This is a genomic window from Kitasatospora sp. NPDC090308 (genome assembly GCF_044769485.1).
Lineage (GTDB): Bacteria > Actinomycetota > Actinomycetes > Streptomycetales > Streptomycetaceae > Kitasatospora > Kitasatospora fiedleri.
In genome coordinates this window covers 94,756-109,111 of record NZ_JBIVXY010000012.1, presented here as the reverse complement: position 1 = coordinate 109,111, position 14,356 = coordinate 94,756, and the positions used below count along the sequence as shown (strand labels likewise).

The 14,356-nt window shown below is 76.5% G+C and carries 13 protein-coding genes; 8 read left to right on the top strand and 5 right to left on the bottom strand.

Annotated features, from left to right (window positions below):
- Positions 1-11: 11 nt before the first annotated feature.
- Positions 12-1,322, bottom strand: coding sequence for an MFS transporter (locus ACIQVD_RS24990; protein ID WP_402291746.1), 1,311 nt, complete (start codon positions 1,320-1,322; stop codon positions 12-14).
- A 109-nt stretch (positions 1,323-1,431) separates the two neighbouring features.
- Here ACIQVD_RS24990 and ACIQVD_RS24985 point away from each other — a divergent pair, with 109 nt between their 5' ends.
- Positions 1,432-2,397 (top strand): LysR family transcriptional regulator, encoded by a 966-nt coding sequence (locus tag ACIQVD_RS24985; RefSeq protein ID WP_402291745.1) that lies wholly within the window; start codon positions 1,432-1,434, stop codon positions 2,395-2,397.
- A gap of 121 nt (positions 2,398-2,518) precedes the next feature.
- Here the strand turns inward: ACIQVD_RS24985 and ACIQVD_RS24980 are convergent, their stop codons facing one another.
- Positions 2,519-3,139, bottom strand: a complete 621-nt coding sequence (locus tag ACIQVD_RS24980; RefSeq protein ID WP_402291744.1) for a YceI family protein — start codon at positions 3,137-3,139, stop codon at positions 2,519-2,521.
- A 202-nt stretch (positions 3,140-3,341) separates the two neighbouring features.
- Between ACIQVD_RS24980 and ACIQVD_RS24975 the strand changes: the two genes are divergently transcribed.
- The 4 genes from ACIQVD_RS24975 (at position 3,342) to ACIQVD_RS24960 (ending at position 9,754) form a co-directional block, all read left to right on the top strand.
- The gene (locus ACIQVD_RS24975) at positions 3,342-4,406 is read left to right on the top strand and encodes an AAA family ATPase (protein WP_400684000.1); all 1,065 of its coding nucleotides are present in this window, start codon (positions 3,342-3,344) and stop codon (positions 4,404-4,406) included.
- Positions 4,403-6,217, top strand: a complete 1,815-nt coding sequence (locus ACIQVD_RS24970; protein ID WP_402291743.1) for a hypothetical protein — start codon at positions 4,403-4,405, stop codon at positions 6,215-6,217. Before ACIQVD_RS24975 ends, ACIQVD_RS24970 begins: the two co-directional genes overlap by 4 nt.
- Positions 6,218-6,524: 307 nt before the next feature.
- On the top strand, positions 6,525-9,584 hold the full coding sequence (locus tag ACIQVD_RS24965; RefSeq protein ID WP_402291742.1) for an SNF2-related protein: 3,060 nt from the start codon (positions 6,525-6,527) through the stop codon (positions 9,582-9,584).
- Positions 9,585-9,589: 5 nt separating this feature from the next.
- On the top strand, positions 9,590-9,754 hold the full coding sequence (locus ACIQVD_RS24960; protein ID WP_400684006.1) for a hypothetical protein: 165 nt from the start codon (positions 9,590-9,592) through the stop codon (positions 9,752-9,754).
- 24 nt (positions 9,755-9,778) lie between these two features.
- Here ACIQVD_RS24960 and ACIQVD_RS24955 read toward each other — a convergent pair whose 3' ends face one another.
- Complete coding sequence (locus ACIQVD_RS24955; protein WP_402291741.1) at positions 9,779-10,609, bottom strand: alpha/beta fold hydrolase; 831 nt, start codon at positions 10,607-10,609, stop codon at positions 9,779-9,781.
- A gap of 55 nt (positions 10,610-10,664) precedes the next feature.
- Positions 10,665-10,820, bottom strand: a complete 156-nt coding sequence (locus ACIQVD_RS24950) for a hypothetical protein (protein WP_402291740.1) — start codon at positions 10,818-10,820, stop codon at positions 10,665-10,667.
- Between the two features lie 68 nt (positions 10,821-10,888).
- Between ACIQVD_RS24950 and ACIQVD_RS24945 the strand changes: the two genes are divergently transcribed.
- From ACIQVD_RS24945 to ACIQVD_RS24935, 3 genes are all read left to right on the top strand, one after another.
- Positions 10,889-11,269 (top strand): helix-turn-helix domain-containing protein, encoded by a 381-nt coding sequence (locus ACIQVD_RS24945; protein ID WP_400684012.1) that lies wholly within the window; start codon positions 10,889-10,891, stop codon positions 11,267-11,269.
- Positions 11,270-11,356: 87 nt separating this feature from the next.
- Entirely contained in the window at positions 11,357-11,908 is a 552-nt protein-coding gene (locus ACIQVD_RS24940; RefSeq protein ID WP_402291739.1) for a hypothetical protein, read from the top strand.
- Positions 11,909-11,971: 63 nt separating this feature from the next.
- The gene (locus ACIQVD_RS24935) at positions 11,972-12,334 is read left to right on the top strand and encodes a DUF2516 family protein (RefSeq protein ID WP_100837617.1); all 363 of its coding nucleotides are present in this window, start codon (positions 11,972-11,974) and stop codon (positions 12,332-12,334) included.
- Between the two features lie 176 nt (positions 12,335-12,510).
- On the opposite strand, the gene ACIQVD_RS24930 is transcribed toward ACIQVD_RS24935, so the two are convergent.
- A complete protein-coding gene (locus tag ACIQVD_RS24930) occupies positions 12,511-14,136 on the bottom strand; it encodes a PP2C family protein-serine/threonine phosphatase (protein ID WP_400684016.1) in 1,626 nt (541 codons plus the stop codon).
- Positions 14,137-14,356: the final 220 nt, after the last annotated feature.

Sequence of the window (14,356 nt, the reverse complement as noted above, 5' to 3'; positions counted from 1 at the left end):
GTTCCGGTGCGTCAGTCGGACCGGTGCGTCAGTCGGTCCGTTGCGTCAGCCGTCCCGGCGCGACAGCCGTCCCGGCGCGACAGCCGGGTGGCGGCGAGCAGGGCGAGGGCGGCGGCGCCGGCCGGCAGCAGGTAGCCGGTGCCGGGGGTGGTGTGCTGGGCGAGCGCGCCGCCGAGGGTCGCGCCGGTGGAGATGCCGACCAGGATCGCGGAGACCGCCAGCGCCATCCCCTCGGTCAACCGGTGCGCGGGCAGCAGGCGTTGGGCCAGCGTCATGCCGCTGACCATGGTCGGCGCGGTGCCCGATCCGGCCGCCAGCAGGGCCGCGCCCAGTAGCGGCACGCCCGCCCCGGACAGGCCCGCGGCCAGCGGCAGCAGCATCAGGGCGGTCATCGCGCCGGTGCCCAGCGCCAGCCGCCGGGCCGCCGGGCGGCGCGGCCGGAGCGCGCCGAACACCAGCCCCGACACGCAGGACCCGGCCGCCACCAGGGCCAGCAGCCCGCCGCCCGCCGCCTGCCGGCCGAGCGCGTCGGTGTACGCGAGCGTGGTGACCTCCAGCGAGCCGAACAGCACCCCGGCGGCCAGGAACACCGCGAGCAGCGGCGGGAGGCCCGGCGTCCGGACCAGCCCCCCGGCCGGGTGCCGGACCAGCCCCCCGGCCCGGTGCCGGTGCGGGGCCCGGCCCGGCGGCGGTTCGGTGGCCCGCTGGGCGGCGAACAGCAGGGTGCCGGCGGTGCCCAGCACCCGGGCGGCGAGCAGCCCGGCCTCGGGGGCGAGGGCGGTGCACAGGGCCATGCCGAGCACCGGCCCGGCCATGAAGCACAGTTCGTCCAGCGACTGCTCCAGCGCGTTGGCCCGGTGCAGCACGGCCGGGTCCGCGCGGTGCAGGTGCGCCCAGCGGGCCCGGGCCATGCCGCCCAGGTCGGGGCTGCCGCCGGACAGCGCCCAGCACAGGAAGAGCGTCCAGGCGGGTGCGCCGGAGCGGACGCACAGCAGCAGCGCCCCCGTCGGCAGCGCGGCGGCCAGCACCGCGGGCACCGCGACCCGGGCCTGTCCGAGGCGGTCGACCAGTCGGCCCAGCAGCGGCAGCAGCACCGCCCCCGCCAGCACCCCGACCGCGGAGACCGCCCCGGCCAGCGCGTACGAGCCGCGCCGGTCGGCGATCAGCACCACGGTGGAGACGCCGTTCATCGCCAGGGCGAGCCGGCCGAGCAGCCCGGACAGCGTGAAGGCCAGGGCGCCGGGGGCGGCGAACACCGGGCGGTAGCGGGCGAGCGCCAGGGACGGCAGTGACGCCAGTGACGGAAGCGACGGCAGCGACAAGGGGGGCTCCGAGGAATGGGGGGACGGCTCCAGCCTCGGGGCGGGGGAGCGGGGGCGTCCAACACCCGCTCCGCCGGATTCACCGCCTCCTGTTGTTAATCTTCCGCCCGTGCCCCGCGACCTCCACCCCCGCCTGCTGCGCAGCTTCGCCGCCGTCGCCGAGTCCCTGCACTTCGGCCGCGCCGCCGAGCGGCTGCACCTGGCCCAGCAGGCCGTCAGCCGCGACGTCCAGGCGCTGGAGCGGGAGTTGGGATGCGTGCTGCTGCACCGCTCCACCCGCAGCGTCGAGTTGACCGAGGCGGGCGCGGCGCTGCTGCCGAAGGCGCGCCAACTGCTGGAACTCCAGGCCGAGATCACCGCGCTGGGCGACACCCGGGCGCTGCTGGTGGACGTCAACAGCCCCGGCGGGGAACGGGAGTTCACCGCCGAACGGGTGCTGGCCGCGGCCCGCCGGCGCTGCCCGGAGGCCGAACTGCTGGCCCGCTACCACGGCGGACTCACCGCCGCCGCGCGGGAGTTGGCCGCGCACCGGCTGGACGCCTCGTTCGGCCGGTACGCCGGGCTGCCTGCCGCCGACCGGGTCCGGCTGGTGCACGCGCCGGTCCGGCTGGTGCCGATGGCGGTCTTCCTGCCGCTCGGGCACCCGCTGGCCGCGCTGCCCGCCGTTCCGCTGGCGGCGCTCGCCGGGCACCCGGTGGACGTGTTCGCCGGGCAGCCCGCCACCGCCGAGTGGACCGACCTCGGCGGGCGGCTGCTCGCCGAGCACGGCCTGGCCGCCGCGCCCGGGCGCACCCCGCCGGTCGGGCCGGCCGAGTTCGCCCGCTACCTGGCCCGGCACGGCAGCCCGGTGCTCACCACCGTCGAGGCGCACGACATCCCCGGCGGGGTGGCCCGTCCGCTGGTCGACCCGGTGCCGCTCAGCCTGCTCGGCCTGGTGCACCGCGCGGGGTCGCGCCACCCCGGGCTGGCCGCGCTGCGCGCCTGCGCGGCCGAACTCGCCGCCGCCGAGGGCTGGTTGCGCCGCCCGCCGGGCAGCTGGCTGCCGGCCGAGGACGCGGCGCTGCTGCCCGGCTGAGCGCTCCGGGAGCGGCGGCGCGGGAGCGGTGTTCCTTCCGCGGGAGACGGCGGCGCCCCCGCCGAGGGGGACGGCGGGGGCGGGACCGGGGCGGCCGGACGCGCGGCCGGGGCGGGCGGGTTCAGGAGGCCCGGACGGCGGAGACGTCCAGGGTCAGCTTGACCTTCTCGCCGATCAGCACGCCGCCGGTCTCCAGCGCGGCGTTGTAGGTCAGGCCCCAGGAGGTGCGGTCGACGGTGGTGCCGCCCTCGAAGCCGACCCGCTCGGCGCCGTACACGTCGGTGGCCGCGCCGGTGAACTCCAGGTCGAGGGCGACCGGGCGGGTGGTGCCCTTGATGGTCAGGTCGCCGTGCAGGCGGTAGGTGTCGCCGTCGACCCGCTCGGCGGAGGTCGAGGTGAAGGTGATCTCCGGGTGCGCGGCGGCGTCGAAGAAGTCGCCGGTGCGCAGGTGCTCGTCGCGCTGGGCCTGGCCGGTGCTGATCGAGGCGACCTTGATGACCAGTTCGGCGGTGGACGCGGCCGGGTTCGAGCCGTCCAGGTGCAGCTTGCCCTCGTACTCGGCGAACTCGCCGCGGACGTTGGTGACCATGGCGTGTCGGACCGCGAAGCCGATCTTGGAGTGCGCGGTGTCGATGGCGTAGTCACCGGTCAGGTGGGCCAGGTCCGGGCCCTGGACGGCCGGGACGGTGGCGGTGGCGGTGGCGGTGGCGGCGGTGTTCTTGCTGCGGTTGAAGATGCCCATGGCTGCTCTCCTCGGGATGGGGATCGAAGCCTTTTGTTGAGGCTTCAACTTGTTCACGCGGTTCACCGTACGCCGATGTGGTTCAAGTTTCAACCATGATGGTGAAAGTTGAACCATCTCGCCGGAAAACCGGGTGCGCCCGCCCGCGCCGCCGTCCAGACTGGCCGCCGGAACCCCGAACCCCCCCTCCCTCAGGAGAGCTGTGCAGTCCGCCGTCACCGTCTCGCCGTCCCAGGTCCCCGAGCTGCTGCTCGGACTCGCCACCGTGCGGCCGGTGTTCCTCTGGGGCGCACCGGGCATCGGCAAGTCCTCGCTGGTCAACCGGTTCGCCGAGTCGCTCGGCCTGGAGTGCGTCTCGCTGCTCGGCACCCAGCTCGCCCCCGAGGACCTGATCGGCGTCCCGCAGATCACCCCCGAGGGCCGCTCCCGGTTCTGCCCGCCCGAGTCGATCGCCCGCGAGCAGCCGTACTGCCTGTTCCTGGACGAGCTGAACGCCGCCACCCCCGACGTGCAGAAGGCGTTCTACTCGCTGATCCTCGACCGCCGGATCGGGACCTACGAGCTGCCGCCCGGCTCGATCGTGATCGGCGCGGGCAACCGGGCCACCGACGGCGCGCTCGCCCGTCCGATGCCGTCCGCGCTGCTCAACCGCCTGGTCCACGTCCACCTGCGGGCCAGCTCCGACGACTGGCTCGGCTGGGCCGCCGGGCACGGCATCCACCCGTGGATCACCGACCACCTGACCGACCGGCCCGACCACCTGTGGTCCGCCCCGCCGAAGACCGAGGAGCCGTTCTCCACCCCGCGCGCCTGGCACATGCTCTCCGACGCGCTGCACTCCTTCGGCCCCGGCCTCGACGAGGGCACCCTCAAGGTGCTCGCCCACGGCCTGCTCACCCCCGCCCACGCCGTCGCCTTCTGCGGCTACGCCAAGATCGTCCGCAACGCGTACGGACTGGACGCGATCATGAAGGGCGACGCCTCCTGGCCGCACCGGATCGAGGACCGCGACCTGCTCTACTACCTCGCCGACTCCTTCCGCGGCCGCCTGGTCAAGGAGCTGCCCGCCCGCAAGGAGCACGCCTCGCCGACCGTCCGGCAGCACGCGTACCGCTCCAAGTCGCTGCTGGTGCAGCTCGCCGAGATCTCCGTCGAGGTCGCCCAGACCGTGATCGCCGACGGGCCCGACGGCAACCCCGTGCTGCCGTCCTGGTTCCTGATCGAGGCCGCCCGCGACCTGCCCCGCCTGGTCGAGGCCCGCCGGTGAGCCGCGCCCGCCGCCCCGCCGCCGAGCCCGCGAAGGTCGACCCCGTCGAGGCCGCGTTCCTCGCCGGCCGGGCCAGGGTCGCCGGCAACCCCGCGCTCGCCGCCGTCCCCGCCGCACTCTGCCGGCTGGACGAGCGGGACTGCCCGCTGCACCCCGCCACCGGCTGGGTCACCGCCGACTCGCACGGCAACCTGCACCACAACCGGCGCCGCCGCGCCGAACCCGAGGAGTGGGCCTGGGCCCTCGCCCACGCCCTGCTCCACCTCGGCTTCGGCCACCTCCCCGCCGAACTCGGCCCACGCGTCCAGCCCGACGCCGCCGGCCTCGCCGCCCGCTGCGCCGTCGTCAACCGCTTCCTCGCCACCTTCCCGATCGGCCGCGCCCCCGACGACCTGCCCGCCGGCTGGCCCGGCGGCGACGAGGAGGAACTCGCCGCCCGCTGGCGCCGCGACGGCGTCCCCGCCGAGTACCGGGCCTGCGGCACCGGCGGCGACCGCCCCGACCAGCACCTGGAACGCTGGGTCGCGCACCAGGACCCGCCGGACTGGACCCTCGCCTTCGCCCACGCCCTCACCCGCACCGTCTCCGCCGCCATGGACGTCGCCGGGGGCCGCCGCGAGACCCACGACGGCGCCCGCCTGCCGCAGCGCCCCTGGGAACGCGCCCTCGGCTGGTTCGTCTCCAGCTACCCGCTGCTCGGCGGCCTCGCCGCCGGACTCACCCTGGTCGCCGACGCCGAACTCGCCCGCGCCCACGGCATCACCATCGCCGCCGTCAACGCCGAAGCCGGCGAGATCTACCTCAACCCGCTGCGCCACCACACCGACGAGGAGTGGCGCTTCGTCCTCGCCCACGAGATGCTGCACGCCGCCCTCCGCCACGGCGACCGGGCCGGCGGCCGCGACCCGTACCTGTTCAACGTCGCCGCCGACTACGTCATCAACGGCTGGCTGCTGGAGATGGACATCGGCGAGATGCCCGAAGGGCTGCTCCACGACCCGGAGTTGAGGGGGCTCTCGGCCGAGGAGGTCTACGACCGGATCGCCCGCGACCAGCGCCGCCTGCGCCGCCTCGCCACCCTGCGCGGCAAGGGCCTCGGCGACATCCTCGGCGAACCCCTGCCCCGCACCGGCGGACGCGGCTACGTCGACCTGGACGACTTCTACCGGCGCGGCCTCCAGCAGGGCTTCGACCTGCACACCCGCGACCGCGGCCTGCTGCCCGCCGGGCTGGTCGACGAGATCCGCGCCCTGGCCCAGCCGCCGCTGCCCTGGGACGCCCGACTCGCCCGCTGGTTCGACGAGTTCGTCCCCCGCCCCGAACCGCTGCGCTCCTACGCCCGCCCCTCCCGCCGGCAGTCCGCCAGCCCCGACATCCCGCGCGCCGGACGCCACCACCCGGACGAGGAGACCCCGCGCTGCACCTTCGGCGTCCTGCTCGACACCTCCGGCTCGATGGACCGCGTCCTGCTCGGCAAGGCGCTCGGCGCGATCGCCTCCTACGCCGCCGCCCGCGACGTCCCCGCCGCCCGGGTCGTCTTCTGCGACGCCGCCCCCCACGACGCGGGCTACCTGCCGGTGGCCGAACTCGCCGGCCGGGTCCGGGTCCGCGGCCGCGGCGGCACCGTCCTGCAACCCGGCGTCGACCTGCTCGCCCGCGCCCCCGACTTCCCCGCCACCGCCCCGCTGCTGATCATCACCGACACCGACTGCGACACCCTGCGCGTCCCGCGCCGCGAACACGCCTACCTCGTCCCGCGCGGCGCGACGCTGCCGTTCACCCCGCGGGGGCCGGTGTTCCACCTGCGCTGAAACGCGAGGGCGACGGGGGGCGAAACCAGGGGCGCGAGGTCACCTGCGCATCAGCGCGCGGACGGGGGCGCGGGGAACCGCGCGCAGCGGGAGCCGCACGCCGGCGGGGTCGCGGTGGGAGCGGTCGGTTGCCGTTTCGCCGCGATCTCGCGGTGCGTGCCCGGTCGCTCGCGCAGTTCCCCGCGCCCCCAGGTGCCGCGGCTCGGTCGCGCAGCGGTTCTCCCCGCGCCCCCGCCCGTGCGTTCCGGGGCGTGTCGGCGGGTCGACCTAAGCTGGAGGGTCCGCGCCCGATCCCCCGGAGGTCCCGATGTACGTCCTGCACGCCCAGTGGCGGGCCGACGGGCGGCTCGGGGTGTGGGCGGAGGACGCCGCGGCGTTCCGGGGGCGGGCGGTGGAGGGGGCGCGGCACCCGTTCGCGTGTGCGGCGGGGGAGGTCGCGGAGCTGCTCGCGGCGGTCGGGCCGGGCCCGGCCTGGCTGGCGGAGCGCGGGGACGAGCGCTGGCTGACACTGCGACTGCCGACGCTCGGCTCGCGGCCGACGCCCTCGCCCGACCTTCCGGTGGGTTCCACCGCCAGGGGCCTGGAGCTGCGGCCGTGGCGGGTCCCGGCGCTGCTGTTCGACCGGCCGGAGGCGGCGCAGCTGCTCGGCGAGCTGTTCGACCCGTACTGGCCCGGCAGCACCGTCGAGCTGCCCGGCGGCCGGGCGGCGGAGCTCGCGTACGGGGCGTCGCTGCGCTGGCTGACGGGCGTGCACGACCTGGCCTGGCGGCTGGCCGGGCGGGGGCGGGTGCTGCCCGCGCTGGTGGCGGAGTCCGGCGGGTGGGCGGCCCGCTGGCGGCCCGCGTTCGACCCGGCGGCCCGCCGGGAGGCCCGCGCGCTGGCGGCCGGGTGCCCGCCGGTCGCCCGCGCCGAGGACGGCCACGAGCCCACCGGCGGCGCCCTGTTCGACACCGTGCTGGACGCGCTCACCGACCACGAGACCCGGGTCGCGCTCGGGCCCGACGCACCGGCGCCCCCCGGCGGGCCCGCCTGGGTCGCCGCCCTGCGCGGCCCGGACGCCCGGCTGCCCGCCCCGCCCGACCCGGCGCAGGTCGCCCGCCTCGCCGCCGCCGCGGCCGGCACCGGGCCGGAAGGCCGCCTCCGGCTGGCCTTCCGGCTCGCCGAGCCGCTCGGCACCGCCGCCGACGACCCGGACGCCACCGTGGTGGACGAGACCTGGCGGCTGGACGTGCTGCTCGGCCCGGTCGACCGGCCCTCGCTGCTGCTGCCCGCCGCCGAACTCTGGTCCGACGGGCCGGGCGCGGCGGCGCTGGCCCGGGCGGTGGACGACCCGGTCGAGGCGTACCGCGCCGAACTCGACCGCGCCGCACGGGCGTTCCCCGCGCTGCGGGCCGCCCTGCACCGCACCCGCCCCACCGGCCTCGACCTCGACCGGGCCGGGGCACTGGCCTTCCTGCGCGACACCGCCCCCGCGCTCGCCGCCGCCGGGCACGGCGTGCTGCTGCCCGCCTGGTGGCACCGCCGCCCCCGCCTCGGCCTGGCCGCCACCGCGCAGGCCGCCCCCGTCCCCGGCTCCGTCCGGCGCGCCGCCCAGGCCGACCGGGACGCCGTACTGGACTTCCGCTGGCAGCTCGCCGTCGGGCAACAGCCGCTCACCCGGCAGGAGTTGGACGAGATCGCGGCCGCCCAGGCGGGCCTGGTCCGGTTCCGCGGCCGGTGGATCGAGGTGGACGCCGCCCAACTCGCCGCCGTCCTGCGCTTCCTCGCCGCCCGCCGCGACGACCCCCGGCTCGACGCCGCCGCCCTGCTCCGCCTCGCCCACGAGGACGGCGCCGTGGTCGACGGCCTCCCGGTCACCGCCGTGCACGCCGAGGGCCCGCTCGGCGACCTGCTGGCCGGCCGCCTCGGCCGCCTCCCCGGCGCGCACCGCACCCCGGCCCCGCCCGGCTTCACCGGCACCCTCCGCCCGTACCAGGAGCGCGGGTTGGCCTGGCTGGACGCCCTCGGGCGGCTCGGCCTCGGCGCCGTGCTCGCCGACGACATGGGCCTCGGCAAGACCGTCCAGACCCTCGCCCTGCTCGCCCTCGAACACGCCCGCGGCGCCCGCGGCCCCGTCCTGCTGGTCTGCCCCACCTCGCTGGTCGGCAACTGGCGGCGCGAGGCCGCCCGGTTCGCCCCCCGGCTGCGGGTCCAGCTCCACCACGGCCCCGACCGGACCCGGCCCGACCCCGCCGCCGACCTGGTGGTCACCAGCTACGGCGTCCTCCAGCGCGACGCCGCCGCGCTGCGCGCCGTGCACTGGCGCCGGGTCGTCGCCGACGAGGCCCAGCACGTCAAGAACCGGGCCGCCCGGCAGTCCCGCGCGCTGCGCGCGCTGCGCTCCGGCCCCCGGATCGCGCTCACCGGCACCCCGGTCGAGAACCGCCTCGCCGAGCTGCACACCGTCCTCGACTTCGCCAACCCCGGCCTGTTCGGCACCCCCGAAGCCTTCCGCGAGCACTACGCCGTCCCCATCGAGCAGTCCGGCAACCGGGACGCCGCGGCCCGGCTCCAGCGGCTCACCGCGCCGTTCCTGCTGCGCCGCCTCAAGAGCGACCCCGAGATCGGCGGCCAGCTCCCCGCCAAGCAGGAGTTCACCGTCCGCTGCACCCTCACCCCCGAGCAGGCCGGCCTCTACCAGGCCGTCGTCGCCGACCTGCTCGACCGCCTCGGCGGCATCCGCGGCGTCGAACGCAAGGGCGCGGTGCTGGCCGCCCTCGGCCGGCTCAAGCAGGTCTGCAACCACCCCGCCCAACTGCTGCGCGACAAGTCGCCGTTGGGCGGCCGCTCCGGCAAGGTCGAACGGCTGGTCGAGCTGCTCCGGGAGGCCCTGGCGGCGGGCGACCGGGCGCTGGTCTTCACCCAGTACGCCGAGTTCGGCGCGCTGCTCCAGCCCCACCTGCGCCGCCGCCTCGGCACCCCCGTCCCCTACCTGCACGGCGGGCTCACCGCGCCGCGCCGCCAGGAACTCGTCGACCGCTTCCAGGACCCGGACGGGCCGGGGGTGTTCCTGCTCTCGCTGAAGGCCGGCGGCACCGGGCTCAACCTCACCGCCGCGAACCAGGTCGTCCACCTCGACCGCTGGTGGAACCCGGCCACCGAGGACCAGGCCACCGACCGCGCCCACCGGATCGGGCAGCGCCGCGACGTCCAGGTCCGCAAGCTGGTGTGCACCGGCACCATCGAGGAGCGCATCGCCGAACTCATCGACAGCAAAAGGGAGTTGGCCGAGTCGGTGGTCGGCGCCGGGGAGAGCTGGCTGACCGAGCTCCCCACCGACCGGCTCCGCGAACTGCTCACCCTCTCCGCCGACGCCACCGGGGACTGACCGCCATGGACCTCCCGCTCGACCAGTGCCTCGACACCTTCTGGCACGGCGACTTCACCCTCCACGACCCGCCCCCCGCCCCGCCCGACCCGGCCCCCGCCGCCCTCGCCGACCTCGACCCCGACCTGGCGGCGCTCCTCGCCCCGCTCTACCGACGGCTGATCGGATGAGGGCCGCCCCGCGCTGCCGCGCCTTCACGGCTGGTCGAGGAACTCCCTTACCAGGGCGGTGAATTCGACCGGTGCCTCCACCCAGGGCCGGTGGCCGACCTCGGGGAGGACAGCGAGGCGGGCGCGGGGGTGGAGGGCGGCGGCCAGCCTCGCCGGGGCGGTGCCGATCATCCCGTCCCGGCCACCGGCGACCACCAGGACCGGCGCCGGCACCGGTCGGCCCCCGGCCTCGTCCGAGCCCGCGTAGAACGCGTCCCGCATCCAGGGCGCGGCCGGCACCGGCTCCGGGTCGAACGCCGCGGCGCGGGCCGTCCCGTCCCAACGGCCCCAGAAGAACGGCGTGATCCGCCGGACCAGCTCCGCCGGGTCGCCCGCGCCACCGGCCAGCAGGACGTCCGCCTCGGCCGCGTCCGGGTACCAGGGCTCCGCCGAGCGCGCGGCCCGGATGGCGGCGAGTTCCGCCCGGTCCGGCTCCCGGGCCGCCCGGCCGACCGGGGTGACCAGCACCAGCGACCTTACGCGGTGCGGGAATTCGGCGGCGTAGCGCTGCGCGGTGAGCGCCCCCGCCGAGTGCCCGAGCAGGTCGACGCGTTCCGCCCCGAGGTGTTCCCTGAGGGCCTCCACGTCCGCGGCCTGGGCACCGAACGCGCAGCTCGCCCGGTCGACGGGCGCCGCCGACCGGCCGCAGCCTCGGGGGTCGAGCCGGATCAGCCGCCGGTGGGCGTCCAGCCCGCCGAGGGTGCCGAGGTAGCGGGAGTCCATGCCGGGACCGCCGGGGACCGCCACCAGCGGCGCGCCGTCGCCGAACCGCTCGTAGTGGAGGGCGGTCCCGTCGTACCCGTGGAAGATCGTCATGACCCCGGATGGTGACACGCCCCGCCCGGACGCGGCAGGCGGTTCCACGGTGCGGTCAGCGCAGGCCATGACCGTCGAGCACCGCGCGCAGGCCGTCCGCACCGCGGTGGTGGTGGACGCGCATGCCGAGGTCGCGGGCGGCGGCGAGGTGGCCGGCGGTGTCGTCGACGAACAGGCAGCGGTGCGGCGGGACACCGGCCCGTCCGGCCACTGAGCGGCGCGCTCGCTGGCGCTAGCAGCTTGCTTGCAATTGCAAGCGGAGCGGTGCACACTGCCCGTATGGCGTCACTGAACGTGGGCTCGCTGGGCGAGTACATCCGGGAGCAGCGGCGGAGCGCGCAGTACTCGTTGCGGCAGCTGGCCGAGGTGGCCGGGGTGTCCAACCCGTACCTGAGCCAGATCGAGCGCGGGCTGCGCAAGCCCAGCGCGGAGATCCTCCAGCAGATCGCCAAGGCGTTGCGGATCTCGGCGGAGACGCTGTACGTGCAGGCCGGGATCCTGGAGGAGCGGGACGGGGCGGGGCCGGGGCTGCGGTCCGCGATCCTGGACGATCCGCTGATCAACGAGCGGCAGAAGCAGGCCCTGCTGTCGGTGTACGAGGCGTTCCTGAAGGAGAACCAGGCCGCCCGTCCGCCGGACCCCGCCCCCGCCCCCGCGTGACCAGAGCCGACCGAACGACCAGACCTGCGTGACCGACGCCCCGCGCGACCCGACCGCGCGGCGGCACCCCGACCGGGAGGAACCGACATGCCGATCAGCGACGAGTTCAAGAAGACCCTCACCGACCCGACCCCGCTGTACGCCCTGGCCGGCGCCGGCGACCTCGCGTACGAGAAGCTCCGCGAGGTGCCCGCCCAGCTGGAGGCGCTCGCCGCCGACCGCAAGGGCACCCAGGAGCGGGCCGCCGCCGCCTTCCAGGACGCGGGCGCCGCGCTGGCCGGCGCGCAGGCGAAGGTCACCGAAGCGGTCAACGCGCTGCCCACCGACGTGAAGGAACTCCAGGCCAAGGCACAGGAGTTCGCGATGCAGCAGGTCGGCCGGGCGCTGGAGTTCGCGGTGAAGGCCAAGGAGGTCTACGACGAGCTGGCCGTCCGCGGCCGCACCGTGGTGGACACCGCCAACGCCCCGAAGGACGGCGAGCCGAAGGCGTCGGCCGAGGCGGACGCGCCGGTCGAGGAGGTCGTGGTGGAGGAGGTCGTGATCGCCGAGGTCGTGGTGGACGAGGAGCCCGCCGCGCCGAAGCCCGCCGCCAAGAAGGCCCCCCGGGCCCGCAAGGGCGCCGCCGCCGACCAGGAGTGACCGGCGCGCGGCGGGAACGCCGCGCCGTCGGGGGCCGTTGACTCGGCCGGTGGCCGTGCCAGGATGGAAGAAAGAGTGAGGAGCCCCTCGGTGCAGATCCTGTACGTCAACCTCCTGAACCCGTTGTGGTGGGTCGCCACGGCGATCATCTGTTTCAAGGTGTTCGCGCTCGGCGACGCGGTGTTCCGCCGGGAGGACGCGTACCGGGCGGCCGACAAGAAGACCAAGGGCTTCTGGGTGGTCCTGCTGAGCGTCGTCCTGCTCTGGGACCTGCTGTTCGGCGCCAACCCGATCACCGGCCTGCTGACGCTGGCCGGCCTGGTCGCCGCGATCGTCTACGTGGTGGACGTCCGCCCCGCGATCAAGCTGATCACCGACGGCCGCGGCGGCGGTCGCGGCAACCAGGGCCCGTACGGCCCCTGGTGACGCGGCGCCGGCGCCCGGACGAGGGCGCGGACGCGGGCCTGCGGAGTACGACGGAGAAGCGTGCCGAGCGCGACGGAGAAGAGGGCGGCCCCGGGTGGGGCCGCCCTCCGGCGTCTCCGGGCGCGGACGGGCCGTTCGGCTCCGCCGCTGGACGGACGGGCGCGGGCGGGCCGCGCTCAGCCCATGATCACCGGCACCGGGTTGCGCTCCAGCAGCAGCACCGCGACGTCGTCGGTGAGCGCCCCGCCGTTCAGCTCCTCGACCTCGGCGATCGCGGAGTCGACCAGTCGGCCGCGCGTCAGACCGGCGGCCTGGTGGTCGGCGATCAGCTCGATCAGGCCCTCCTGGCCCAGGCGCGGCGAACCGGCCCCGACCTTGCCCTCGACCAGGCCGTCGGTGTACATCAGCAGCCGCCAGCCGGGCGGCAGTTCGACCTGGAGGGCGGGCCAGACCGAGTGCGTCGCGTCGCAGGGCAGCAGGCCCAGCGCCGGACCGGCCTGGTCGAGCGGGAGCAGGACGGGCGGGCCGTCGGGGCCGAGCAGCAGCGGCGCGGGGTGCCCGGCCAGGTACAGCTCGGCGGTCTCGGGGCCGCCGTCCGCGGTGGGGGCGTCCAGCACGACCATGCAGAGGGTCGCGAAGATCTCGTCGCTGCGGCGCTCGTGCTCCAGCACGTGCTGGAGGGTGGTCAGCAGGGGCTGGCCGGTCAGCCCGGCGAACACCAGCGTCCGCCACGCTATCCGCAGCGCGACGCCGAGCGCGGCCTCGTCGGGGCCGTGGCCGCAGACGTCGCCGATCACCACGTGCACCCGGCCGTCCTTGGTGCGGACGGCGTCGTAGAAGTCGCCGCCGAGCAGGGCGCGGCGGCGGCCCGGGCGGTAGCGGCGGGTGAAGGACAGGTTCGCGCCGTCCAGCAGCGGGGTGGGCAGCAGGTGGCGCTGGAGCCGGGCGTTCTCCTGGCCGCGGATCTCGGCCTCGACCAGGCGGCGCTGCGACTCGTCGGCGCGCTTGCGCTCCACCGCGTAGCGCAGCGCGCGGGCCAGCAGCGGGCCGCCGGTATCCTGCCGGAGCAGGAAGTCTTGGGCGCCCGCGGCGACCGCGGCGGCGCCCAGCTCGGCTCCGGCGGCGTCGGTGAGCACCACCACGGCGGTGTGCGGGGCGCGCAGCAGCAACTCCCGCAGGCCGTCCAGCCGGTCGTCGGCACCGGCCGCCGGGCCGACGCCCTCGGCGAAGCCGTCGGGGAGGCCGTCCGGGAGGCCGGTGGAGAAGCCGTCGGCGAACCCCGGGGCGAAGTCCTCGGCGAAGCCGCCGCCGGGGGCCGGGGCGCCATCGGGACCGGAAGCGGAAGCGGAACCGGGGCCCGGGTCGGCGGAGGTGCCGGTGGTGGCGGGCTCGCCGAGGTCGAGCAGGACGCACTGGAAGTCGGTGCCGCGCGGCCCGCGGCGACCGCTGCCGGGCAGCGGCGGCAGGGCGGCGAGGGCCTCCCGGATGCCGTCCACCCGGTGGAGTTCGGCGTGCTGCCCCAGCTCGGCGGCCAGCGAGTCGAACAGGGTGTGCTCGGGCCCGTCGGCCTCCACCACCAGGACGCGGAAGTCGGCGGCGGGCCGGGACGGCTCGGCGGCCCCCGGGGTGCTGCGCGGATGCGGTATCGGCGCCGGGCCGGCGTTCCGGGCCGGGGGCTGACCGGCGGTCTGGCCGGTCGGGCCGGTGCGCTGCGCGCTGTGGGCGCGGCGGCCGCGGCTGCGTTCGGCGGTTCCGGCGCTGCTGGTCGCGTCGGGTGCCCGCCCGTCTCCCGTAGCGGGCATCGGTCGGTCCTTCCTTTCCCCGACGGACCAACGGCTGGTGTCCGTCCGCAGTGCCCGGGTGGCACCGGGCATCGGGGGGCTTCCCGCGACCATAACGTGATCTCCGAGGATTTCTTCGACTGAGCGGCGCGGATGTGGTTATTGCCACGCGTGTGGTGGCGGCTTTGCCTAGGGTTTCCGTGGCTTTCCGCCACGGCGGGACCGGAACTGACTGGAGGTG

Coding starts and splice junctions, on each gene's coding strand:
- ACIQVD_RS24980 (WP_402291744.1), bottom strand. CDS start 3,139: ATGGGCATCTTCAACCGCAGCAAGAACACCGCCGCCACCGCCACCGCC.
- ACIQVD_RS24965 (WP_402291742.1), top strand. CDS start 6,525: ATGTACGTCCTGCACGCCCAGTGGCGGGCCGACGGGCGGCTCGGGGTG.
- ACIQVD_RS24960 (WP_400684006.1), top strand. CDS start 9,590: ATGGACCTCCCGCTCGACCAGTGCCTCGACACCTTCTGGCACGGCGAC.
- ACIQVD_RS24955 (WP_402291741.1), bottom strand. CDS start 10,609: ATGACGATCTTCCACGGGTACGACGGGACCGCCCTCCACTACGAGCGG.
- ACIQVD_RS24945 (WP_400684012.1), top strand. CDS start 10,889: ATGGCGTCACTGAACGTGGGCTCGCTGGGCGAGTACATCCGGGAGCAG.
- ACIQVD_RS24940 (WP_402291739.1), top strand. CDS start 11,357: ATGCCGATCAGCGACGAGTTCAAGAAGACCCTCACCGACCCGACCCCG.
- ACIQVD_RS24935 (WP_100837617.1), top strand. CDS start 11,972: ATGGAAGAAAGAGTGAGGAGCCCCTCGGTGCAGATCCTGTACGTCAAC.
- ACIQVD_RS24930 (WP_400684016.1), bottom strand. CDS start 14,136: ATGCCCGCTACGGGAGACGGGCGGGCACCCGACGCGACCAGCAGCGCC.